Here is a 21,479-nt window from a genome sequence, read left to right as displayed (position 1 = left end):
CCATCAATTAGGCAATCTCAGAGGGCATTGAATTTGCTTGTTTTTTATTTTCGGCATTGGAGATGGCGCGGAAAATCCAGCAGAATCCGCACCATCGTGAAACGTCTTGGGGGGCTCGCAAGGTCGGGGGACAAGATATGGTGGCCGCGCTATTCCGGGCCCAGAACGTCGGGCGTCTGCCAGGCCAGATGCTGCCCGCCATCCACGCAGATCAGCTGCCCCGTAACCGCTCGCGCATCCAGGAAATAGCCCAGGGCCTGGGTGATGCCTTGCGCGTCGGCGCCCCGCTTGAGGATGGTTGCCGCTCGCTGACGGGCGAAATGCCGGGGACTTTGCCTTGCGCCCTGCAGGGTCGGGCCAGGCCCGATCGCGTTCACCCGGATGGCGGGCGCCAGTGCCTGCGCCGCCGTCCGGGTCAGCGACCACAGCCCGGCCTTGGCCAGCGAATAGGTCATGAACTCGGGCGTCGGCTTCAAGACGCGCTGATCGACCATGTTGATGGCCAGCGCCTGCGCCTCAGGCTCTCCGTTCTCGTCGGTCAGGGGGGCGGGCGCCTGCGCGGCCAGCGCCTGAAGCAACTGGAAGGGCGCACGCAGGTTCGAGCCGAAATGCCGGTCCCAGCTTTCCATCGTGGCGCTGCGGATATTGTCATATTCGAAGATCGAGGCGTTGTTGACCAGCACCGTCACCGGACCCATGGCCTGGGCCACCTGCGGCACCAGCGCGGCGGTGGCATCGGGGTCCAGCAGGTCGGCCTGAAAGCAGGCGGCCGCGACGCCAAGCGCGCGCGCCTCTGCGGCAGTCTGCCGGGCCTCTGCCTCTGATCCGGCATAGTGGATCGCCACGTCATACCCGCGTCCCGCCAGATACAGCGCCATGGCGCGGCCAAGCCGCCTTGCGCCTCCGGTGATCAGCGCGACGCTCATAGCAGCACCCAGACATAGGCGGCATAGGCCAAAAGCAACAGCGCGCCGGTGACGCGGCCAATCGGCAGGGCACGAAACAGGAAGGGCGCCAGCAGGGCCGAACTGGCCAGCATCACCCACAGGTCGAAACGCATCAGCTCTGGCGGGATGGGCAGCGGCGCGACCAGCGCGGTGACGCCCAGGATCGACAGGATGTTGAAGATGTTCGACCCGACGACGTTACCAAGCGCGATGTCCGACCGCCCCCGCAAGGCTGCCGCGACCGAGGCCGCCAGTTCCGGCAGCGAGGTGCCGATGGCGACCAGCGTCAGGCCGATCACGACTTCGGTGACGCCGAAGGCGCGAGCGATGTCGGTCGCGCCGCGCACCAGCAGGTCGGCCCCGACCGGCAGCAGGACAAGCCCAAGCGCCAGCCAGGTCAGGATCTGTAGCCAGCGGGCGCCAAGAGCCGCGCCCTCTATCCTGTCCGCATCCTCGGGCCGGGCGGTGGACAGCTGGCGCCAGATGATCAGCGCCAGCGCCGCCAGCAGCACCATGCCATCGATCCGCCCCAGCGATCCGAAAAAGGCCAGCCCGATCAGCAGGGCCGAAGCCGCCATCATCATCGCCCAGCTTTCGCGCAGGTCATGGCCGCGCGTCACAATGGGCGAGAAGATCGCCGCCGCGCCAAGGATCACAAGCACATTGGCGATGTTCGACCCCACCACATTGCCAAGCGCCAGATCGGTCGCCCCGCGCCACGCGGCGGACAGCGAGACGACCATCTCGGGCGCCGAGGTGCCGAAGGCCACCACGGTCAGACCCACCACCAGCGGCGTGATGCCAAGGCGCAGCGACAGGTTTACCGCCCCCTTGACCAGCATGTCGCCACCGAACACCAGCAGGGCAAGCCCTGCCACCACGAACAGAATGTCAACGATCACGACGGATTCCCAGATAACGCGCAAGGGCCCTGCGAAAGGCAGGGCCGCGCCAGACGGCCATGACCACCATGACCAGCAAGAAGACCAGAACGACGCGAAGGCTCATCCGCGGGCGCCGAACCGCAGGAAGGCCAGGCGATCCTCGGCCGCGTCGATCAGCGTCTCGGCCGACAGGCCAAGGCGGCGCAACAGCGGGCGGCGCAGACCATGCAGCTCGAACCTGGCCTTGTCGCCGTAAAGCGCGCGCATCTTGGGCACCAGATGGGCGATACCGTCAGCCAGCCCCAGTTCGACCGACTGGCGGCCCGCCCAGAATTCCCCGGTAAAGAGGTCGCGCCCCTCGGCCAGGCGCGTGCCGCGCCGTGCGGTGACGTGATCCTTGAAGGCCTGGTGGATCGGCTCGAGGATGGCTTGCAACCGGGCCACATCCTCGGGGTTCTCCGGGCGGAATGGGTCCAGCGTCGATTTCGACCGCCCTGCCGTGTGGATGCGCCGTTCGATCCCCCATTTGTCGATCAGCTCGTGAAAGCCGAACCCCGCCGAGATCACCCCGATCGAGCCCAGGATCGAACTGTCATCCGCCCAGATCTGGTCTGCCGCGCAGGCCAGCCAGTAGCCGCCCGAAGCCGCGACATCCTCGACAAAGGCGTGCACGGGGGTCTCGGTCTCGTCCGCCAGACGCCGGATGCGGGCGGCGATCAGCGAGGATTGCACCGGCGATCCGCCGGGCGAATTGATCGCCAGCGCCACGGCGGCGGGCTTGCCGCGGCGAAAGGCGCGCTCGATCACGGGGGCCAGGGCGGCGTCGTTCAGCCCTCCGCCGCGGCCTGCGCCGCCGATGGTGCCGGACAGGCGGATCACCGCGATCAGCGGCGGCTTGGACAGAAGGCGGGACAGGATCGGGATGCGCATGGTCCCCATCTAGGCGCGGCCATGAGCGGCGGCAAGATGGCAGCGAGACAGAGCCGCAGCCTCAGACCTCACGGATCGTGTCGCCGGGCATGAAGGTGGGGGTCAGGGCGATCACGCGGCCCTCGGGGGCGGTGTCCTTGCCCGCGACCAGCCGGGCGGCGCGCCGGCCCACATCGACCCGGCGCGCATCCGTCGTGGCCAGCCGGACGGGCAGACCGTCCAGCAGATCGACCCCGTTGAAGCCCGCAAGCCCGATCCGGCCCGGAATGTCATACCCCTTGTCGAGACAGTAAAGCAGCCCGCCCGCCCCGATCATGTCGTTGGAATAGTAGATGAAATCCAGATCGGGCGCGCGGGTCAGGATGCGTTCGGTCAGCTCGCGCCCCTTCAGCAGCGACGAGCCGCCCTGATAATATTCGCGTGCCTCCAGCGGCACGCCGGCGGCCAGCAGACCCTCTTCGAAACCGGCAAGGCGTTTGCGGGCGCGGTGATCTTCGGGCATGTGGGTGCCGACGAAGCCGATGCGGCGATAACCCGCAGCCAGGATGCGCGCCGCCATCTCGCGCCCCGCCCGGATATGCGAGATGCCGACCAGCATGTCGATCCCCTCGCCATCGACATCCATGATCTCGACCACGGGGATGCCTGCGTTTTCCAGCATCGCGCGCGACGCCTTGCTGTGCTCCAGCCCGGCCAGGATCACGCCCGACGGCCGCCAGGACAGCATGTCGTAAAGGACCATCTCCTCGCGCGCGGGGGAGTAATTGGTGACGCCGATCACGGGTTGCAGCCCGGTATCGTCCAGCTCGGCCGAGATCCCGCCCAGCACATCGGGAAAGACCAGATTCGACAGCGAGGGGATGACCACCGCGACCAGATTGACGCGCTGGCTGGCCAGCCCGCCCGCGATCTTGTTCGGCACATAGCCAAGCGCCTTGGCCGCCGTCAGCACCTTTTCGCGCGTGGCCGCCGAGACATCGCCCCGGTTCCGCAGCACGCGGCTGACGGTCATTTCCGAGACGCCCGACGCCTCGGACACATCGCGCAGGGTCAGGGGGCGGCGGGGGCGGGTGGGGTTCATGGCGGGACCGGGCAGGGGTTGTCTTTGCCCGATGCTAGCGGAGCCCATGGGCGGGGACAACGCCCATCGGGCGCTGTGCGCGACCGCAGACCAAGAGAACGTCACGGCGAAGGGATCAGCGCTTTGCCGGATGTGCCGCCGTCAGAGTCGTGCCGCTGACGCATGACCGGGCACCAGCAGCAGAGGAAAATCGTCCTCTTGGCGCGGGGCCGGTTGCGGAAGGCCGTCATCTGCAGGCTCGGGGTCACGATGTCCGGGACGCTGCCTTGGCTTGCAAGGCCGTCGAATGCAACGATCTGGGCCAATCATCCCTCTTTCAGAACCGCTGTCGTCAGCCGCATCATGATGCCCTGACGGTTGCCTTCCCGCAGAGCAGAGCCTCTGCCAGGCGAAAAGACCCCGCCATGCGCACATGACGGGGAGGTGGCCCCGGGCTGAAGGCGCGGGACTGGCGAAACGGATGGATCCTGGGGACGGCCGCGCGGGATCAGTTGGGACGGCGGGCTTCGCCTTCCAGCTCGGCGCGGATCTGCTGGCGCAGGATGTCCAGCGGGATCATTTTCCCCTCGCGCCGGAAGTGCCAGTAGGTCCAGCCGTTGCACGAGGGCGCGCCCTCCAGCGCGGCGCCGACCTGGTGGATCGAGCCCTTCACGTCATTGCCGATCAGGCTGCCATCGGCGCGGACCTTGGCCTTGTGGCGGTTGCCGATCGAGTAAAGCTCCTCGCCCGGACGCAGCATCCCGCGCTCGATCACCTGACCGAAGGGGATGCGCGGCTCAGCGCGCTTGGCGCGGGTCGTGGCCAGAGCCTCGGCGTCCAGAGCGCGGACGCGCGCAAGGCGGCGGGCGGCAACCTCGCGGTAAGCGTCTTCGCGCTCGATCCCGATATAGTCGCGGCCCAGCATCTTGGCGACCGCGCCTGTGGTGCCAGTGCCGAAGAACGGGTCCAGCACCACGTCGCCCGGATTGGTCGTGCCGATGATCACGCGGTGCAGAAGGCTTTCGGGCTTCTGCGTCGGATGGGCCTTTTCGCCCGACGCATCCTTGAGACGCTCGCTTCCATTGCAGATCGGCAGCAGCCAGTCGCTGCGCATCTGCGTGCCTTCGTTCAGCGATTTCAGCGCCTCGTAGTTGAAGGTGTATTTCGACGATTCCGACTTCGCCGCCCAAATCAGCGTCTCATGCGCATTGGTCAGGCGCTTGCCGCGGAAATTCGGCATCGGGTTCGACTTGCGCCAGATCACGTCGTTCATGATCCAGAAGCCCTGATTCTGCAGCTCGGTGCCGACGCGGAAGATGTTGTGATAACTGCCGATCACCCAGATCGCGCCATTCGGCTTCAGCAGGCGGCGCGCAGCGGCCAGCCAGTCGCGGGTGAAGGCGTCGTAGCTGGCGAAGCTGGAGAACTGGTCCCAGTGATCGTCCACCGCATCGACGCGGCTGTTGTCGGGCCGGTGCAGGTCGCCCTTGAGCTGAAGGTTATAGGGCGGGTCGGCAAAGATCAGGTCCACACTGCCCTCGGGCAGGCTGTTCATGATCTCGATGCAGTCACCGCCCAGGATCTGGTTCAGCGGCAAGGATCGCACGGGGGCCGCGCGTTTCGGGGTGGTTTTCGTCATGCTCTGCCTCTGGGGTCGCCGGCTTTTGCCGGTCTGATCTGACCCCAAAGATGATTCAGAGCCGATTCGGCGTCAATTTCTTTTTTGAATCAGCTACTTACTGATCGGACTTTACACAAGATATTGTGGACGGGTGCAAAAGAGCGCCTATGATGTGGGGTCACACCAAGATCTAGCAGCGCCCGTTTATGCGCGGGCGTAGGATAACCGGCATTCACCTCCCAGCCATAACCGGGATGCTGTTGCGCCAAATCCACCATGATACGGTCGCGCATCAGCTTGGCCAGGATCGAGGCGGCGGCGATGGACAGGCTGCGGCCGTCGCCCTTGACGATCGCCTCGCTTGGGCAATCCAGCCCGGCAGGCACGCGGTTGCCGTCGATCAGCGCCATGCAGGGCCGCCGGTGCAACCCGGCAATGGCGCGGTGCATGGCCGCATGGGTGGCGTGGTAGATGTTCAAGGCGTCGATCTCGGCCACATCGACATGGGCGACGGACCATTCGCAATGCGCCATGATCCACGCGCCCAGCACCTCGCGCCGCGCGCGGCTGAGTTTCTTGCTGTCGTCAAGGCCCAGGGGCAGAACGCCATCGGGCAGGATCACGGCCGCGGCGGTAACGGGACCGGCCAACGGGCCGCGCCCGGCCTCGTCCACCCCGGCGATCAGGCGGGCGCCGCGAGCGCGGGCGGCATTTTCAAAGGTCAGATCAGGCATCAGGCAATGATCCTGACGGGGGGGATGACGACTTCCTCAAGGTTCACGCCTGCGCCCTCTCGGTCGATGACCAGGAAATCGGCGGGCCGATCCAGCGGCGTCAGGACACCGTGCCATGTGCCCGCGCGCAGGTTCACGCCCACGCCCGGGGGCACCAGGAAGGCGCGCAAGGGGCCGGGGCGGCCGTGCTCGTCGGGGGCCACGACCGAGAGCCAGGCATCCGGCCCCATCGGCATGAAGGCCTGGCTGCCAAGCGGGTGGCGTTCGAGAAGGTCGCAATCATAGGGCAGGCTGACCGGCTCGGAACGGAAGATCGAGATGATCGCCTCGCCATCGCCCCGTTCGACCATGGCCAGCGCGTGATGCCGTTCGCAGCGCCCGGCATTGATCATGCGGTCGGCGACGGGTTTCGGGGCCAGCACCTCGCCAAAGGGGGCGAAAGCGGCGGCGGTCAGGGGTTCGATGCGGATCGTGCTCATGGCGCCTGTCTAGCGCGCGGCGGCCAGCCCGTCGAGAATCAGCCGCATCAGCGCGCGCCGTGCGGCGGGGTCGCGCAGGTGCCGGACCTCGGCGCGGGCGCGGGCGGATATGGCCTGACATTCGGCCTGGTTGGCGCGCGCCCAGTCCAGTTTCTCGGGCAGGTCGGTCAGGTAGCGGGCGACGGGGATGTAATGCTGCCACGGAAGGAAGCGGCCCGAGTAAAACACCTGCCAGCCGTCATCCTCGGCGAAGAGCACGCCGTTCTGGTCCAGTCCCGAGATGAAGTTCGAGCCGTGATCGTAGCCCGTCATGCAGAGCTGATAGCGAAAGCGCCGGAAATCGCCCGGCCCCATGCGCGGGCGGCAGAAGGGCGCCAGAAGCGGATCATCGGCAAAGGCGCGGAAGGCCGGGGCCATCACGATGCCGATGTCGAAGTCGGGATGGTCGATCCAGCGGCGGATGAAGGCCATGCGATTGGTGCGGCACAGCCCCTCCCACGCCTCGGCACGGGTATCGGCGTCCCGGGCCTCGGCCAGACGGGACAGCCAGACATGGCTGGCGGGGCCGGGCTTCACCCCCTCGCGCATTTCCGAGCCCGAGATCATGCCGCGCCAGACCAGCCGGTCGTGCTTTTGCGACCACGGAATGTCGTCGGGGGGGCTGGCCGCGTCGAAACCCGGCAGGCCGGTCGCGTGCTGGTCGGGCAAGGGCCACAGGACCGCATTCACCGCCCCCGCGCGGCGATTGTGGCACAGGACTGGTTCGCTGACGGGTGCGCCCTGAGGGCTGCCCATCCAGCGGCTGTCCTCCATGTCGATCCAGACCGGGTCGCGGCGGCCAAGGCGCAGGATGTCGTTGATCACGCCCTCGGCCCGGATCAGCTTGAAATGCCGCCCGTCACGGGCCAGGGCCAGCGGCCCCGCGCCATCGGGCCGGAACACCGCGAACTGGCGCGGCGCGCCCGCGCGGTCGATTACCGGGACCAGGCCCGCGCCGACGCGGCCATCCCAATGGCAGGCCAGGGGTGACAGACCCTCCATTCCTCCCTCGCGCATGGGCGCCAAGCCCTGAAGGCAAAAGAGCGCCACATCCTCGGGCCAGGCGGCAGGGGCGGGATCGGGGCGCGGCAGAGGGGCGGGGGCGGGCGAGGCGTCGGACCAGCGGCTGATCGGCAAAACCGGCAGGTCGATGAATCCCGCCAGACGCGCGGCCAGATCAGAGGGGCTGTCGCGGTCCAGATCCAGCTCGATCAAGCGGTCGCTGCCCGCGAAATGGGCGCGGACGGCAGCCAGATGGTCCTGCCATTCGCGGCGCCACAGGACGGCGACGCCATCGGCATCAAGGCCGTGATGATAGGCGTGGGCGCGCAGGACGCGCCCGCCATCGGCGGCCAACCGGGCGGCGATCAGGTCGTCCTCGGCCCGCAGGGTCAGCAGGAACCGCGCCTTGGGGAAGCGGTCGGCCAGAAAGGCAAAGCTGCGCCAGGCGTCAAGCGGCGGGCGCCAATGCGGGCCGTGGCGCCACAGCCCCGCCAGCAGGCGCGCCTTGGGCCAGGGTTGCAGCAGCGGCCCGCCGCGTCCCTGGGCATAGAGGATGTCCGCGGCCAGCCCGCCCCCTTCGTGACAGGCGACCGGGTGGCCATTGGCGGCGAAGAGGCGCGCCAGATCCTGTTCGCCGCAGCCTTGGGGGCTGACATGGAACAGCCGCGCGCCGGGCATCTAGCCCCCCGTCTGCGCCCGGCGCGGCAGCAGCACCGTCAGCAGACCCAGAAGCGGCAGGAAGGCGGTCAGCCGAAAGACCGTCTCGATCCCACGCGCATCGGCCAGCAGGCCGAGCGCGGCGGCCGAGATCCCGCCCATCCCGAAGGAAAAGCCGAAGAACAGCCCCGCGATCATCCCGGTCCGGCCCGGCACCAGTTCCTGGGCAAAGACCACGATGGCCGGAAAGGCCGAGGCCAGGACCAGCCCGATCAGCGCCGCCAGCGCACCCGTTGCGTAAAGCCCCACATGCGGTAGCAGCAGCGTGAAGGGCAGGACGCCCAGGATCGACACCCAGATCACCGTCAGCGGCCCGACGCGGTCGCCCACCATGCCGCCCATCAGCACCCCGGCGGCCATCCCGGCCAGGAACAGGAACAGCATGATCTGCGCGCCCTGCGGCCCCAGCCCGAACTTCTCGATGGTGAAGAATGTGAAATAGCTGGTCATCGCCGCCGAATAGATGTTCTTGGCAAAGGTCAGGATCGCCAGAACCACGATCGCGCGCAAGACCGTCGCGCGCGGCAGGCGCAGCGCCGTGTCGGGGCGGGCGGCCACTGCGCGGCGGCGCGTCTCGGCCCATTGGCCGACATGCCACAGCACAGCCGCGCCCAGAGCGGCCGCCACCGCGAACCACGCCGCCGCAGGGCGCCCCAGCGGCACCACGATGAAAGCCGCCAGCAGCGGGCCGATCGCGGTGCCGGCATTGCCGCCCACCTGAAACAGGGATTGCGCCGTCCCGTAGCGCCCGCCCGAGGCCAGCCGCGCCACGCGCGAGCTTTCGGGATGGAACACCGCCGAGCCGACGCCGATCAGCGCCGCCCCTGCCAGAAGCAGCCCGTAAGTCGGCGCGAAGGCCAGCAGCAGCACCCCGATCAGCGTCGAGCCCATGCCGAAGGGCAGCGAACGCGGCTGCGGGTGGCGATCGGTCGCAGCCCCGATCAGCGGTTGCAGCAGCGAGGCCGTCACCTGGAAGGTCAGCGTCAGCACGCCGATCCGGGCATAGGTCAGGTCGAACTCGGCCCGCAGCAGCGGATAGATCGCGGCCAGCATCGACTGCATCACGTCATTGGCCATGTGGCACAGGCTGATCGCAGCCAGGATGCCCCAAGCCGGGCCGTGCCCCGCGACAGAGCGCGGCGCGGCGGCCATGATCCGTTGTTCCATCCTGCTCTCCCGCTCTTGCGTATGATGCGGGATTACCGCGCTCTTGCCCCGCCGGAAAGAGGTCATTGCACGTCGTGCAAGATCTGACCATTCGCAATGCCCCGCCGCCCCGCTGCCGGCTGACGATGGGCGAACAGGGCACGTCGAATCAGGACGCGTCCGGATCGCGCAGGGCGCGGAAATCGGGCGTCCGGCGCGCCAGGAAGGCGCTGATCCCCTCGGCCGCCTCAGGCGAGGCCAGCGCCTCGGCCATGGCGTCGCGTTCGGCGGCCAGCTGCGCCTCGAAGGCGGTGCGGCGCCAGCCCGTCAGCAGCCGCTTGATCGCCGCCTGCGCCCGGGCCGGACCCGCCGCCAGACGGTCGGCCAGCGCCATCGCGGCCATGATCGCCTCGCCCGGTTCGGTCAGTTCGGTGACAAGGCCAAGCGCGTGCAGGCGCGTGGCCTCGACCGGAAGGCCGGTCAGCGCCATATGCGCGGCCATCTGCGGCGGCAGCCCCGCCGCCAGCGCCGCCGTCAGCCCCCCGTCCGGCACCAGACCGGCATTCACATAGGCCGCCGTGAACCGCGCGTCGCGGGCCGAGATCACCATGTCGCAGGCCAGAGCCAGGGACAGACCCGCCCCCGCCGCGCCGCCCTCGATCACGGCGATGACCGGGCGCGGACAATCCACGACGGCGCGGATCAGGTCGTTCAGCGCGTCGATCCGGGCGCGGCGTTCGCCTTCGTCCATGGACTGCGCGGTCAGCAACTGGTTCAGATCGCCGCCCGCGCAGAAGAAGTCCCCCTCGCCCATCAGGATCACGGCGCCGATACGCGGCTCGTCCGAGGCCAGGGTCAGCGCGTGCAGAAGACCCTCCTGGAACTCGGGCGTCAGGGCGTTGCGCCGCGCGGCGTTGCGGTTTTCCACCACCAGCCGGTCGCCGAGGTCGCTGATCTCGCAATGCGCGTTGGTATAGGGATTCATGCCGATGCCTTCAGCTTGCGGAATACGCCGGTCGCGGTGGCGATCAGCGTGCCGTCCTCGTGTCGCAGATCGCCCTCGACAAACAGGGTCGAGCGGCCGCCGCCGGTCAGCCGGCCGGTCGCCGTCACCCGGCCCGGACGGCCAGGCGCCAGATAGTTCACGTTCAGCGAGACGGTGCTGACCGGATGGCGCCCCGACGGATCGTTCGTCAGGCTGGCCGTGACGCCAAGCGCGCTGTCCAGCAGCGTGGCCGCGATCCCGCCATGCAGGATGCCCATGCGGTTCAGGTGGCGGTCGTCCAGGTCCAGGATGCAGCGCGCCCGCGCCCCGTCGCTGATGTCCAGCGCGAAACCGATCAGGCGCTGCGCGCCGCTGTCATCGTCGGTCGGGGTCATGGCAGCTCCGTTCGTGGGTCGGGGCGGATGTGGCCCATCGCCCCGGCCAAGGCAAGGGCCTGCTGCCCTATCCCATCGCCGCCGGCAGGATCAGCGACAGCGCGGGAAACAGGACCAGCGCCGCAAGGACCAGCAGATCGACGAACAGAAAGCGCGACACGCCCGCAAAGATCGGCTGCACCCCCGCCCCCCGCGCCACATTCGACACGACGAAGACGTTCAGCCCCACGGGCGGCGTGATCAGCCCGATCTCGATCAGCTTGACCAGCACCACGCCGAACCAGATCGGGTCCATCCCGTAAAGATCGACCAGCGGCATCGTGAAGGGCAGCGTCAGCACGAGAACCGCCACCGGGTCCAGCACCATCCCCAGGGCGATGTGCAGCACCACCACCGCCAGCATCACCGCGACGAAGGACAGGCCCGCGCGATCGACCCACTGGGTCAGCGCCTCGGCCAGTCCGGTCAGGGCCACCAGCGCAAAGAGCAGCTTGGCCGCCAGCAGGATCACCGCCAGCGCCGCGCTTTGGCGCAGCGTCTCGCGCAGGGCCTGCAGCAGCGTCTCGGGCGGCAGGCGGCGGCTGGCCAGCCCGACGGCAAGCGTCAGCGCGATGGCCAGCGAGACGGCGGCAAGCGCGCCGAGCCGGCCCGACTGGATGCCGCCCAGGATCACCGCGAACAGCAGCAGGGCGGGCCAGGCGGCCAGCAGCGCCTGCCCCCGGCTGGCGCCGGCGGCCTGCCCGCGCGGGGCGGCGGCGGGCTCGGTCGCGGTCCACCAGAGGATGACGAGGATCATCCCCGCCAGTGACAGCAGGCCCGGCAGCAGCCCGGCCATGAACAATTGCGCGACCGGCGTGGCGCTGAGCAGGCCGAAAAGGATAAACAGCACCGAAGGCGGGATCAGCGCCCCAAGCGTGCCCCCCACGGCCACCGAGGCCGTGGCCAGGCGCGGATCATATCCCGCGCGCAGCATCTCGGGGATGCAGATCCGGCCCATGGTCGAGGCGCAGGCCAGGGACGAGCCCGAGATGGCCGAGAACCCGCCGCAGCCGATGACCGAAGCCACCGCCATCCCGCCCGGCAGCGGCCTGAGCCAGACCAGCGCCGCATCATAAAGCCGCGTGGCGATGCCGCTGTAGAAGGCCAGATTGCCAAGCGCCACGACCAGAGGCAGCAGCAGCAGGTCCGGATCGGCCGCCAGATCGCGCAGTCCGCCGAGAAAGGCGCCGGTCGCGTCGGCGGGCGCCAGCCAGTCGGCCAGCAGCAGCGCGGGCAGCGCCACGGCGGCGATGGCCAGCGCGGCAGGCAGGCGCAGCGCCAGCAGGACCAGCATCAGGCCGAACGCGGCAAGTCCGATCGCCACGGGCATCAGCCGGCCCCGTGCGACCCGGTGCCGCGGCCCGTCGGGCCGCGTCGCGCCCCTGCCCCCCTGAACGGGTTGATTTTCACGGCCTCCTCCTCGATTCCGGGCAGGCTGGCACCGCGATGACCCGAAGGCAATCGGGAATTGACCGAAAGTTGACCGGGGCGGTATCTGGCGCAAGCCATCGGGACAAGGGATTGTCCCTGTGACCCTTTTTCGGAGTGTGCAATGAAGCGGATGACCGGCCCCATGTTCCCGGCCCTGATCGTGACCCTGTTGCTGGGCCTTCTGACCCCGGTAGCGCCTGCCCGCGCGCAGGAGGATCGCCGCTTCACCGCCGCCGATATCGAGGCCGCGCAATATGATGGCGGCACCCTGCCCGAAGGTCGCTCGCCCCTGACAGCCAAGGTTCAACTGCTGCTGGACCGCGCGGGCATCTCGCCGGGCGTGATCGACGGTTTCAAGGGCGGCATGAGCCAGAGCGCGATCAAGGCCTTCGAGCGTCGGGCAGGTCTGCCGATCGACGGCGTGATGGACCCGCATGTCTGGAACCTGCTGCAAGCCTTTGCGGAACGTCCGGTCACGCAGACTTATACCATCACCGAGGCCGATGCGCAGGGCCTGGTTGCCTCGATCCCCACCGATTATGCCGAAAAGGCGCAGATGGAATCGATGGGCTATACCAGCGTGGCCGAGCGTCTGGCCGAGCGGTTCCATATGGACGAACGATTCATCCAGATGCTGAATCCCGGCATCGACTTCGTGCCCGGCGCCACAATCCAGGTCATGGCCCCGAACCCGCCGATCCGGGGAGAGGTGACGCGCATCATCATCGACAAGGAAAACCGTCGCGTCGCAGGCTATAATGCGCGCGGCGAGTTGCTGGTGGATTACCCCGCCACGATCGGATCAAGCGCCACACCCTCGCCGACTGGCACGCACAATATCGCGACGGTTGCGATCAACCCGAACTATACCTACAACCCGGCGATCAATTTTCAGCAGGGCGACAATGACCGCAAGCTGGTGATCCCGCCGGGGCCGAACGGCCCGGTCGGCACGGTCTGGATCGGTCTGACCAAGCCGACCTACGGCATCCATGGCACGCCCACCCCCTCGCAACTGTTCCGTAATCAGTCGATGGGCTGCGTGCGGCTGACGAACTGGGACGCCGAGGAACTGGCAGGGTTGGTCCGGATCGGCGGCACGACAGTCGAGTTCCTCGATCCGGGCGTGACCATCGCGGACGTGACCGGCGCGACGCGCGCCGAACCGCCCGCGCCAGAGCTTTCGCTGCCCGAAGGCGCTGCGGATTCCGGTGCGACACCCGCCGCCCCCCAAGCGGCGGCCGCCGAGGCGACTCAGGACGCGCTTGGCGAGGCCCTTGGCGCGGCCTTGCCCGAGGGCTTTGTTATGCCCCTGCCCGAAGATGATCAGCCCTGACGCTCAGGTCGGTTCGCGGCCAAGGTCCAGATAATCAGGGTCGAATCGCGCCAGCCTCACCAGACCGTCCCAGTCGAGGATCGTGATCTCGGCGCCGACCCAACGCACCAGACCACGGTCACGCAGATCACGCACCGCGCGGTTCACGTGGATCGGCGAGTATCCCAGAAGATCGGCCAGTTCGCGCTGCAGAAGCGGCATGGAAAAGTGCAGATCCGTCGCCGCGCCGACCACGTTCAAACGCGTGTAGATCTCGCACAGCAGATGCGCCAGATGCGCGTTGGAGCGCAGCGAGGCCGCCGCGACCAGCCATTGCCGGTGGATCTCGGCGTCGATCAGCGTGGCTCGCCACAAAAGGCGGGTCAGATGGGGATAGTTGCGCGTGATCTCGACCAGTTCCGAGTGGTCAACGAACTCGACCTCGACCGGACCGATGGCAATGACGGCATGGGACAGGCCGTTCAGAACAAAGCCGTGCAGATCGACAAAGTCGCCGGGCACATGCAGCGCGGTGATGACCTGCTGCCCGCTGCGGCCCTTCAGCCGATGCAATCGCGCGCTTATTCCGCGCAGCATCATGCAGCTCTGGCTGGCCTTGGGTCCGGGCTCGACGATCACCTCTCCGGGGGCGGCCTGATAATGTCGGGTGGGCATGGCGCGCAGCCGCGCGAGGTCGGCATCAGACAAATGGTCACATCGTTGTAAATAGCGAATAAAATATTCCGAGATTGCCATTTCCCGACCCCCTTTCCCTTGGCTGGCGGACAGTTGCAAATCGGGAATCCGGGCGCAATGGGGCGTGGACCCCGTCTAACATTCATCAACATCTGCAACGCGCCCGGCCACAGGGCGGTTTCAGCGCCTTGCCGTCGTCTGGTGCAGGGCGGCGCCAAGTTCGGCGAAGCTGGCCGCGACCGAGGGGCTCGGGCGTGCGACAAAGGCATCCAGTGCGGGTTGCAGGCGGACAGCCTCGTCCAGCCGCGGGTCCGAACCGGGCGCGTAAAGGCCCGCGCGGATCATCAATTCCGATTCGGCATAGACGCCAAGCGCGGCGCGGGCGCGGCCGATCATCTGGTTCTCGGCCGCATCTGCCGCCTCGGGCAAGGCACGCGAGACCGAGCGCACGACATCGACTGCCGGAAAGCGCCCGCGTTCGGCAATGGCGCGGTCAAGAACGACATGTCCATCCAGCGTGCCGCGCAGGATGTCTGCGACCGGCTCCTCCATGTCTGAGCCGGCCACAAGAACGCTGAAGATCGCGGTGATATCGCCTGCGCCTTCCGGGCCGGGGCCGGCGCGTTCCGCGAGCCCCATGATCAGGTTCGACACCGAGGGCGGATAGCCGCGATAGCTGGGCGGCTCACCGGCGGCCAGCGCGATTTCTCGATGCGCTTCGGCAAAGCGGGTAATCGAATCGGCCAGCAACAGAACATGTTTGCCCCGGTCGCGGAAATGTTCGGCCACCGCCATCGCGGCCCAGGCACAGCGCCGCCGCAGAAGCGGTGAGCGGTCCGAGGTCGCCGTCACGATCACCGCGCGCGCCATCCCCTCGGGGCCCAGGGTGCGTTCGACAAATTCGCGCAGTTCACGCCCGCGCTCTCCGATCATGGCGATGACGACGACATCGGCCTCGACCCCGCGCGCCATCTGCGACAACAGCGTGGACTTGCCCACGCCCGATCCTGCGAAAAGCCCGATCCGCTGCCCGCGCACCAGGGGCAGCAGCGTGTCGAAGACCGCAAGCCCTGTTGCCAGCCGCCCCCCCAGCCGTTTGCGCCCCACCGCAGCGGGCGCCTCGCAGCGGAAGGGGCGTGGCGTATCGCCCCGGCTGAGCGGGCGGCCATCCAGAGGTTGGCCCAGCGGATCGACGATCCGGCCGACCCAGTCGTCGGCGGGCGCGATACGGGGCGCAAAGAGCAGCTCGACCTCGGCGCCCACGGACAGGCCGTCGATTTCGCCTTCGGGCAGGATTTCGGCATGGCGCGGGCCGAGGCCCACGATCTCTCCGCCCACGGGGGCAGGCTCCAGCGCGATCTGCACACGATCCCCGACCGAGGCGCGATCACTAAGCCCCGAAACCCGGATCAACCCGGCACGGATGGATTGGACATGTCCGAAATAGCGCGCCAGCCGCATCGCGGCGATCTGGCGGGTGATCGATTCAATTCTATCCATTTCCGGTTCCTCGCCTGCCGGGGGAATCGCTCGCCCCGAAAGGGTTTCTAAAGGAATCGGGGTTAAGACCGGGTTTAAGGTGAATGAGGAGAAGCCTCATGTTTGAACGAATCGAGATGATGCGGATGGCCCGTGCGATGGGCCATCACGTGGCGCAGCGCCAGATCGTGACGGCGCGCAACATAGCCAATGCCGACACACCAGGCTATCGGGCCACCGACCTGCCTGCCTTTGCCGACAGCTATCGCAGCGGGTCCGCCCCGGCGATGCGGGCGACCCGCGCCGGTCATCTTCCGCCCCCCAACTGGGCCGATCGCGCAATTCGTCCCGTCGCGGTCGAAAGCACCGCCTCGCCCAACGGCAATTCGGTCTCGCTGGAGGCCGAGATGGTCCGCGCGGCGGAACTGAAACGCCAGCATGACATGGCGATCGGGATCTACCGCTCGGCGCTGAACCTGATGCGCAGCAGCATCGGCCGCCGGTGAGGGGACAGCATGAGCGAACCGATCTCTGCCCTGGGTATTTCGGCCTCGGGGATGCGCGCCCAAGCCGAAAGGCTGCGTCATACGGCCGAAAACATGGCCAATATCGACACGCCCGGCTACCGCCGCAAGCTTGTCACCTTTGAAGAGGCGATGCGCTTCGGCCGCCCTTCAGGCGAGGTGCAGCCGGGGCGGATGCGCCTGGACCAGACGCCGCTGCCGCGCATCCATGATCCAAGCCATCCCATGGCCGACCAGGACGGTTACTACCTCGGCTCGAATGTCGATCTCATCATCGAGATGGCCGACAGCCGCGAGGCCGGCCGCAGCTACGAGGCCAATCTGCGTATGTTTGAACAGACCCGCCAGATGAGCGCGTCGCTTCTTGAAATCCTCCGTCGATGAAAGAATCTGCCATGCTGACCAGCCTGAACGCCGCCAATGCCTATTCCGCCGCCCGCACCGCCACCGCTCCGGGGGCGCAAGCGCCCGACGCGCTGCGTCGCGTGGGCGAGGCAGCTGAAGAATTCGCCCGGCATATGGGACAGGTCGATCAGGTCGCGACCGCCGCGATGATCGGGCAGGCCAACACCCACACCCTGGTGCAGACCCTGGCCGAGGCCGAACTGGCCATGGACACGGTCGTCTCGATCCGCGACCGCGTGGTCGAGGCCTATCAGGAAATCCTGCGTATGCCGGTCTGAGGCATTCCATGACCGAGATGATGCTGTTCGACGTGCTGCGGCAAGCCCTGCTGGTCGCGGTCAGGATGTCGGCGCCGCTGCTGATGGTGGCGCTGGTCAGCGGGGTGGTAATCGGCCTCTTTCAGGCGCTGACCTCGGTGCAGGAAATGACGCTGACCTTCGTTCCCAAGATCGCGCTGATGCTGGTCGTCTTCTGGGTCGGCATGAGTTTCATGACCAGTGCCCTGTCCGACTTCTACATCGGTCAGATCATCCCCCTGATCGAGGCAAGCTGATGGACAACGCGACCTATGCCAGCCTGAACCGGCAATCGGGCCTGATGGCCGAGATGCGCGTCATCGCCAACAACATCGCCAACGCGAACACGCCCGGCTTCCGCCGCGAAGGGGTAATCTTTGCCGAGCACCTTGCCGCGCTGGACCGCCGCGGGGACACGCTGTCGATGGCTCACGCGCGCGGCCGGCTGCTGGACCTGAATCAGGGCGGGCTGAGCCAGACAGGCAACCGCTTCGATCTGGCCATCGAGGGCGAGGGCTTCTTTCTGGTCGAGACGCCTGACGGCGTGCGGCTGACGCGGGCGGGCGCCTTCACGCCCTCGGCCGAGGGCGAGCTGATGAATTCCGACGGCCACCGGCTGCTGGACGAGGGGCAGGCCCCGATCATCATCCCTGCCGGCGCCAGCGCGGTGGCGGTGGGACAGGATGGCACGCTGTCCGCGAATGGCGTGCCCTTCGGCCGCGTCGGCGTCTTTGCCCCGCCCGAAGGCCAGACCCCCACGCGCGAGGGCGGCACGCTGTTCCGCATCGACGGCGCGCCAGAGCCGCTTGAGACCACCGGCATCCGGCAGGGTTTTCTGGAGGACAGCAATGTCGATGCCGTCTTCGAGATCACCCGCATGATCGAGGTCCAGCGCGCCTACGAGCTGGGCCAGAGCTTCCTCGAACGCGAGGACCAGCGCATCCGCAACACCCTTTCCGCCCTGACCCGATAGGACCCCGCCATGAAAGCCCTGCAAATCGCCGCCACCGGCATGAGCGCGCAACAGACCCGTGTCGAGGTGATCTCGAACAACCTCGCCAACATGTCCACAACCGGCTACAATGCCCGACGCGCCGAATTCGCGGATCTGCACTATCAACAGGCTGCCCGGCCCGGCGCGGTTACGGCCTCGGACGGCACGGTCATTCCCGCTGGCGTGCAGCTGGGCCTTGGCGTCCGGCCGACCGCTGTCAGCATCACGTTACAGCAGGGATCGCTGATCCAGACCGGCGGCGACCTTGACCTGGCCATTGATGGTGACGGCTACCTTGAGGTCGTGCTGCCCTCGGGAATGTCCGGCTATACTCGCGACGGCGGGCTGAAACGCTCGGCCGACGGGCTGGTGGTCACATCGGATGGCTATCCGGTCGTGCCCGAGATCACCATTCCGGACGATGCGCGATCAATTTCGATCAATGCGGCAGGCGAGGTCTATGCCTATTTCGGCGACCGGGTCGAACCCGAGATGCTGGGCCAGTTCACCCTTGCAGGCTTCTCGAACGAAAAGGGGCTGGAGGCGATCGGAGGCAACCTGTTCATCGAAACAGCCGCCTCGGGGGCACCGCAGGTCGTCAATCCGGGGCAGGAGGGCCTTGGAACGCTGCGGCAAGGCTATCTGGAGGAAAGCTCGGTCGATGCGGTGCGCGAGATCACCGAGCTGATCAAGGCGCAGCGCGGCTACGAGCTGAACGCCAAGGTCATCACCGCCGCCGACCAGATGCTGGCGGCGACCTCGCAGGTGCGCTGATGCGCGCGGGCTTTCTGGCGCTGGCGCTGTGCTGGCCGGTCTTCGTCCAGGCCGGCACGCTGGCGGCCGCGCGCACCCTACCGGCGGGCACCATCATCACGGCCGACGACCTGCGCGCAGTGGACAGCGACCGCCCTGGCATTAACAACCCGTCCGAGGCGATCGGAATGCAGACCCGTGTCACCATCCACGAAGGACGCCCGCTGCACGCGACCCTGCTGCAATCGCCTCGTCTGGTCAGCCGCAATCAGATCCTTCGCGTCATCTTTTTGCGCGGCGCACTACGGATCGAGGCCGAGGGCCGCGCCCTGTCGGACGGAGCGGCGGGTGACACGATCCGGGTGATGAATCTCGCCTCGCGCAGCACGCTTTCGGCGCGCGTCATGCCTGACGGCAGCGTCGTGGCGCATTAACCACAGGAATTTCAAATGAAAACCACCAGGATCTTGTGCCTCTCTCTTGCGCTGACCGCCTGTGCGCGCGTGGACCATCTGGGTCGGCCGCCCGAATTGACATCGCCGCGCGAGACCGAGGAATTCATGGCCATGGTCAACCCGCCGCTGGATCTGCCCATCGGCTCGGGGCGGCCCGAGGCTGCGGCCTCGCTCTGGTCGGGCTCGACCAGTGCGCTGATCAACGACCGACGCGCCGCGATTCGGGGCGACATCCTGACCGTCGTGATCGAGATCGACGACCGCGCCGAGATCAGCAACAGCTCGGGCCGCAGCCGCAGTTCTCGCGAGAGCGCCAGCATCCCGCAAATGATGGGCATCCCGCAGCGTCTTGCTAACAAGTTACCCGAAGGCGCCAGCTTCGATGAACTGGCCGACGCCTCGGCCTCGTCCAGTTATCGCGGTAACGGCAACATCTCGCGGCGCGACAAGCTGACGCTGCGGGTGGCGGCGACGGTGATCGACCGACTGCCCAACGGCAGCCTGCATATCAGCGGCACCCAGGAGGTGCGCGTCAATCACGAACTGCGTGAACTGACGGTCAGCGGCTTCGTGCGCCCCGGCGACATCGACCGCAACAACGAGATCGCCTATGACCGCATCGCAGGCGCCCGAATCAGCTATGGCGGGCGGGGTCAGATCAGTGACGTGCAGCAGCCGCGCTACGGCCAGCAGATCGCCGACATCCTGCTGCCCTATTGAGGCCCGCCATGATCAAGAAAATCACGTTTCTGGTCATCCCTCTGCTGGCCATGCTGGGCGGCGCCTTTGCAGGCGACATGCTGCGCCCCCGCCCCGAGTCCGACCCAATGGACGACCTGCCCCTGAAACCTGCGGCCCCCGCGGCTGAGCCGGGCTGGTTCACTTTTCCGACGCAGTTCTTCGTGCCGCTGGTCAGACAGGGGGACATGTCCGCCATCATGGTCCTGACCCTGGTAATCGAGACCGACGCAACCGAGGTCGGCGCGCTTGAACACCAGGAACACCGCCTGCGCGACGCGCTGCTGCGGCAGTTGATGATCCACGCCAATACCGGGGGGTTTGACGGGAATTACACGCTGGACCGAAACCTTGAAACGCTGCGCGAGGGATTGCTGAAGGCCGCGCAATCCGCGACTCAGACCCCTATTCGGGCAGTGCTGATCCAAGACTTGGCGCGACAATCGGGCTGAGCTTGGACCCGGTTTCGGAACGCGCCGGCATCTTGGCTCGTCTGCGCCATCGCATTGTGGGTATTGACGCCGATGGGTTATTCCCCCATCGATGGGCCTTCAGGAGAGTTCCGGTTCCTCTACCTGCCGGTTGCCCATCCTTGAGTCGGGCGCCATCCGTTGACACGCGGCGCCGGGGTTTTGTTGACGTGGGCTCGGAACGCAAAGTGCCTCCCGTTCGGGATGCTCTTAAGCGTTCGATATATTTCATGATTTTGGTTTCGGGGACAGTATTTGAACCTGTGACCTTAAGGTCATGAAGGCAACCCAACGGGGCCAGAACAGCTTCGTTAAATCAGCTTCTTAGGCGATTTTCGGGCTCACAGCGTCGTTTACGTGCCGTACGGAGCAGACGCAAACCCTTGGAAGAGAACGGAAATCCTTTTGCTGCCGCAATCATTGCCGCTCCGGATGCCACGGGCCCGGCGCACAGGAGCGCTCGAACCGCAACCGGTCCCGCAACGCCTCGTTGTCGACGTTTCGCTATGCGCAAGGCGGGACAAACGGCGTGAGTGACCTGCCACGGGATTTTTCCTGCATCGTCGATGAGGGTCCGGCCCAACCTGAGGACGGACAATGAAGCGAACGAGATTCACTGACGAGCAGATCATCGGCATCTTGGCCGAGCACGGTCGACGTATACGTCCACGGCGCGACCCTATCGCGTGATTTGAGCGATGTGGAGAGGAAACTTGTATGGTACAGCGAACCTCGCTGGGTGATATGCGCCTGCCTATGCTTCAGCGGGATCATGCCGCCGTCAGCGCCGGAGCGTGACCGAGGCTGCGCCGCCCCACATTCCCAAACATTCCCAATAGCTTGAGGGCCCGTTTCAGGCGATTCTGTCGCCCATGCGGACCTTCTTCCATCGCCTTCTCGGACTCGCGCGGGCTCGCGGCTTCGACGCTGCGGGTGGCGGGCGGC

General features: G+C 67.1%; 25 protein-coding genes. 10 read left to right on the top strand and 15 right to left on the bottom strand.

Translation table 11 applies throughout. From position 1 onward, the window contains the following. Window positions 1-149: 149 nt before the first annotated feature. The 13 genes from KY389_RS04310 to KY389_RS04250 all read right to left on the bottom strand — a co-directional run bounded on the left by KY389_RS04310 (window position 150) and on the right by KY389_RS04250 (window position 12,308). On the bottom strand, window positions 150-926 hold the full coding sequence (locus KY389_RS04310; protein WP_219829583.1) for an SDR family oxidoreductase: 777 nt from the start codon (window positions 924-926) through the stop codon (window positions 150-152). Next, window positions 923-1,849, bottom strand: a complete 927-nt coding sequence (locus tag KY389_RS04305) for a calcium/sodium antiporter (protein WP_219829582.1) — start codon at window positions 1,847-1,849, stop codon at window positions 923-925. Before KY389_RS04305 ends, KY389_RS04310 begins: the two co-directional genes overlap by 4 nt. A 102-nt stretch (window positions 1,850-1,951) precedes the next feature. Further along, window positions 1,952-2,761, bottom strand: a complete 810-nt coding sequence (locus KY389_RS04300) for a S49 family peptidase (RefSeq protein WP_219829581.1) — start codon at window positions 2,759-2,761, stop codon at window positions 1,952-1,954. A 61-nt stretch (window positions 2,762-2,822) separates the two neighbouring features. Continuing rightward, window positions 2,823-3,842, bottom strand: a complete 1,020-nt coding sequence (locus tag KY389_RS04295) for a LacI family DNA-binding transcriptional regulator (RefSeq protein WP_219829580.1) — start codon at window positions 3,840-3,842, stop codon at window positions 2,823-2,825. A gap of 101 nt (window positions 3,843-3,943) precedes the next feature. Beyond that, on the bottom strand, window positions 3,944-4,147 hold the full coding sequence (locus tag KY389_RS04290; RefSeq protein WP_219829579.1) for a hypothetical protein: 204 nt from the start codon (window positions 4,145-4,147) through the stop codon (window positions 3,944-3,946). 182 nt (window positions 4,148-4,329) lie between these two features. After that, window positions 4,330-5,460 carry a site-specific DNA-methyltransferase gene (locus KY389_RS04285; protein WP_219829578.1) on the bottom strand — a complete coding sequence of 377 codons (1,131 nt, stop codon included), beginning with the start codon at window positions 5,458-5,460 and terminating at the stop codon, window positions 4,330-4,332. 89 nt (window positions 5,461-5,549) lie between these two features. Beyond that, a complete protein-coding gene (locus tag KY389_RS04280; RefSeq protein WP_219829577.1) occupies window positions 5,550-6,176 on the bottom strand; it encodes a ribonuclease HII in 627 nt (208 codons plus the stop codon). Then, entirely contained in the window at window positions 6,176-6,655 is a 480-nt protein-coding gene (locus tag KY389_RS04275; RefSeq protein WP_219829576.1) for an ureidoglycolate lyase, read from the bottom strand. Before KY389_RS04275 ends, KY389_RS04280 begins: the two co-directional genes overlap by 1 nt. A 9-nt stretch (window positions 6,656-6,664) precedes the next feature. Continuing rightward, on the bottom strand, window positions 6,665-8,374 hold the full coding sequence (locus KY389_RS04270; RefSeq protein ID WP_219829575.1) for a glycosyl transferase family 90: 1,710 nt from the start codon (window positions 8,372-8,374) through the stop codon (window positions 6,665-6,667). Beyond that, complete coding sequence (locus KY389_RS04265) at window positions 8,375-9,580, bottom strand: MFS transporter (protein ID WP_246587941.1); 1,206 nt, start codon at window positions 9,578-9,580, stop codon at window positions 8,375-8,377. It lies immediately after the preceding gene. A gap of 148 nt (window positions 9,581-9,728) precedes the next feature. Then, a complete protein-coding gene (locus KY389_RS04260) occupies window positions 9,729-10,544 on the bottom strand; it encodes an oxepin-CoA hydrolase, alternative type (protein ID WP_219829574.1) in 816 nt (271 codons plus the stop codon). Beyond that, entirely contained in the window at window positions 10,541-10,939 is a 399-nt protein-coding gene (locus tag KY389_RS04255) for a PaaI family thioesterase (RefSeq protein ID WP_219829573.1), read from the bottom strand. The genes KY389_RS04260 and KY389_RS04255 overlap by 4 nt, the downstream gene beginning before the upstream one ends. A gap of 67 nt (window positions 10,940-11,006) precedes the next feature. Further along, window positions 11,007-12,308: a TRAP transporter large permease gene (locus KY389_RS04250; protein ID WP_219829572.1), complete on the bottom strand. Its 1,302-nt coding sequence runs from the start codon at window positions 12,306-12,308 to the stop codon at window positions 11,007-11,009. 222 nt (window positions 12,309-12,530) lie between these two features. Here KY389_RS04250 and KY389_RS04245 point away from each other — a divergent pair, with 222 nt between their 5' ends. After that, window positions 12,531-13,745, top strand: a complete 1,215-nt coding sequence (locus KY389_RS04245) for a L,D-transpeptidase family protein (RefSeq protein WP_219829571.1) — start codon at window positions 12,531-12,533, stop codon at window positions 13,743-13,745. 3 nt (window positions 13,746-13,748) lie between these two features. On the opposite strand, the gene KY389_RS04240 is transcribed toward KY389_RS04245, so the two are convergent. Both KY389_RS04240 and KY389_RS04235 read right to left on the bottom strand, forming a co-directional pair. Continuing rightward, window positions 13,749-14,432, bottom strand: a complete 684-nt coding sequence (locus tag KY389_RS04240) for a Crp/Fnr family transcriptional regulator (protein ID WP_246587940.1) — start codon at window positions 14,430-14,432, stop codon at window positions 13,749-13,751. A gap of 168 nt (window positions 14,433-14,600) precedes the next feature. After that, window positions 14,601-15,920, bottom strand: a complete 1,320-nt coding sequence (locus KY389_RS04235; protein ID WP_219829569.1) for a FliI/YscN family ATPase — start codon at window positions 15,918-15,920, stop codon at window positions 14,601-14,603. Window positions 15,921-16,018: 98 nt separating this feature from the next. On the opposite strand from KY389_RS04235, the gene KY389_RS04230 reads away from it, so the two are divergent. The 9 genes from KY389_RS04230 to KY389_RS04190 are packed head-to-tail and all read left to right on the top strand — an operon-like array spanning window position 16,019 to window position 20,516. After that, window positions 16,019-16,405, top strand: coding sequence for a FlgB family protein (locus KY389_RS04230; RefSeq protein WP_219829568.1), 387 nt, complete (start codon window positions 16,019-16,021; stop codon window positions 16,403-16,405). Between the two features lie 9 nt (window positions 16,406-16,414). Then, a complete protein-coding gene (flgC, locus tag KY389_RS04225) occupies window positions 16,415-16,807 on the top strand; it encodes a flagellar basal body rod protein FlgC (protein ID WP_219829567.1) in 393 nt (130 codons plus the stop codon). Window positions 16,808-16,818: 11 nt separating this feature from the next. Next, window positions 16,819-17,106: a flagellar hook-basal body complex protein FliE gene (gene fliE / locus KY389_RS04220; RefSeq protein WP_219829566.1), complete on the top strand. Its 288-nt coding sequence runs from the start codon at window positions 16,819-16,821 to the stop codon at window positions 17,104-17,106. 8 nt (window positions 17,107-17,114) lie between these two features. Continuing rightward, on the top strand, window positions 17,115-17,381 hold the full coding sequence (locus KY389_RS04215; protein WP_219829565.1) for a flagellar biosynthetic protein FliQ: 267 nt from the start codon (window positions 17,115-17,117) through the stop codon (window positions 17,379-17,381). Further along, window positions 17,381-18,097: a flagellar hook-basal body complex protein gene (locus KY389_RS04210; RefSeq protein WP_219829564.1), complete on the top strand. Its 717-nt coding sequence runs from the start codon at window positions 17,381-17,383 to the stop codon at window positions 18,095-18,097. The genes KY389_RS04215 and KY389_RS04210 overlap by 1 nt, the downstream gene beginning before the upstream one ends. 9 nt (window positions 18,098-18,106) lie before the next feature. Further along, the gene (gene flgG, locus KY389_RS04205) at window positions 18,107-18,892 is read left to right on the top strand and encodes a flagellar basal-body rod protein FlgG (protein ID WP_219829563.1); all 786 of its coding nucleotides are present in this window, start codon (window positions 18,107-18,109) and stop codon (window positions 18,890-18,892) included. Then, window positions 18,892-19,305, top strand: coding sequence for a flagellar basal body P-ring formation chaperone FlgA (gene flgA / locus KY389_RS04200; protein WP_219829562.1), 414 nt, complete (start codon window positions 18,892-18,894; stop codon window positions 19,303-19,305). Before flgG ends, flgA begins: the two co-directional genes overlap by 1 nt. A gap of 15 nt (window positions 19,306-19,320) precedes the next feature. After that, window positions 19,321-20,046 carry a flagellar basal body L-ring protein FlgH gene (flgH, locus tag KY389_RS04195; protein WP_219829561.1) on the top strand — a complete coding sequence of 242 codons (726 nt, stop codon included), beginning with the start codon at window positions 19,321-19,323 and terminating at the stop codon, window positions 20,044-20,046. Between the two features lie 8 nt (window positions 20,047-20,054). After that, a complete protein-coding gene (locus KY389_RS04190; RefSeq protein WP_246587939.1) occupies window positions 20,055-20,516 on the top strand; it encodes a flagellar basal body-associated FliL family protein in 462 nt (153 codons plus the stop codon). Window positions 20,517-21,479 lie beyond the last annotated feature (963 nt).

It is taken from the genome of Paracoccus bogoriensis (assembly GCF_019431455.1).
Taxonomy (GTDB): domain Bacteria; phylum Pseudomonadota; class Alphaproteobacteria; order Rhodobacterales; family Rhodobacteraceae; genus Paracoccus; species Paracoccus bogoriensis.
This window is presented reverse-complemented; position numbering and strand designations above follow the sequence as displayed.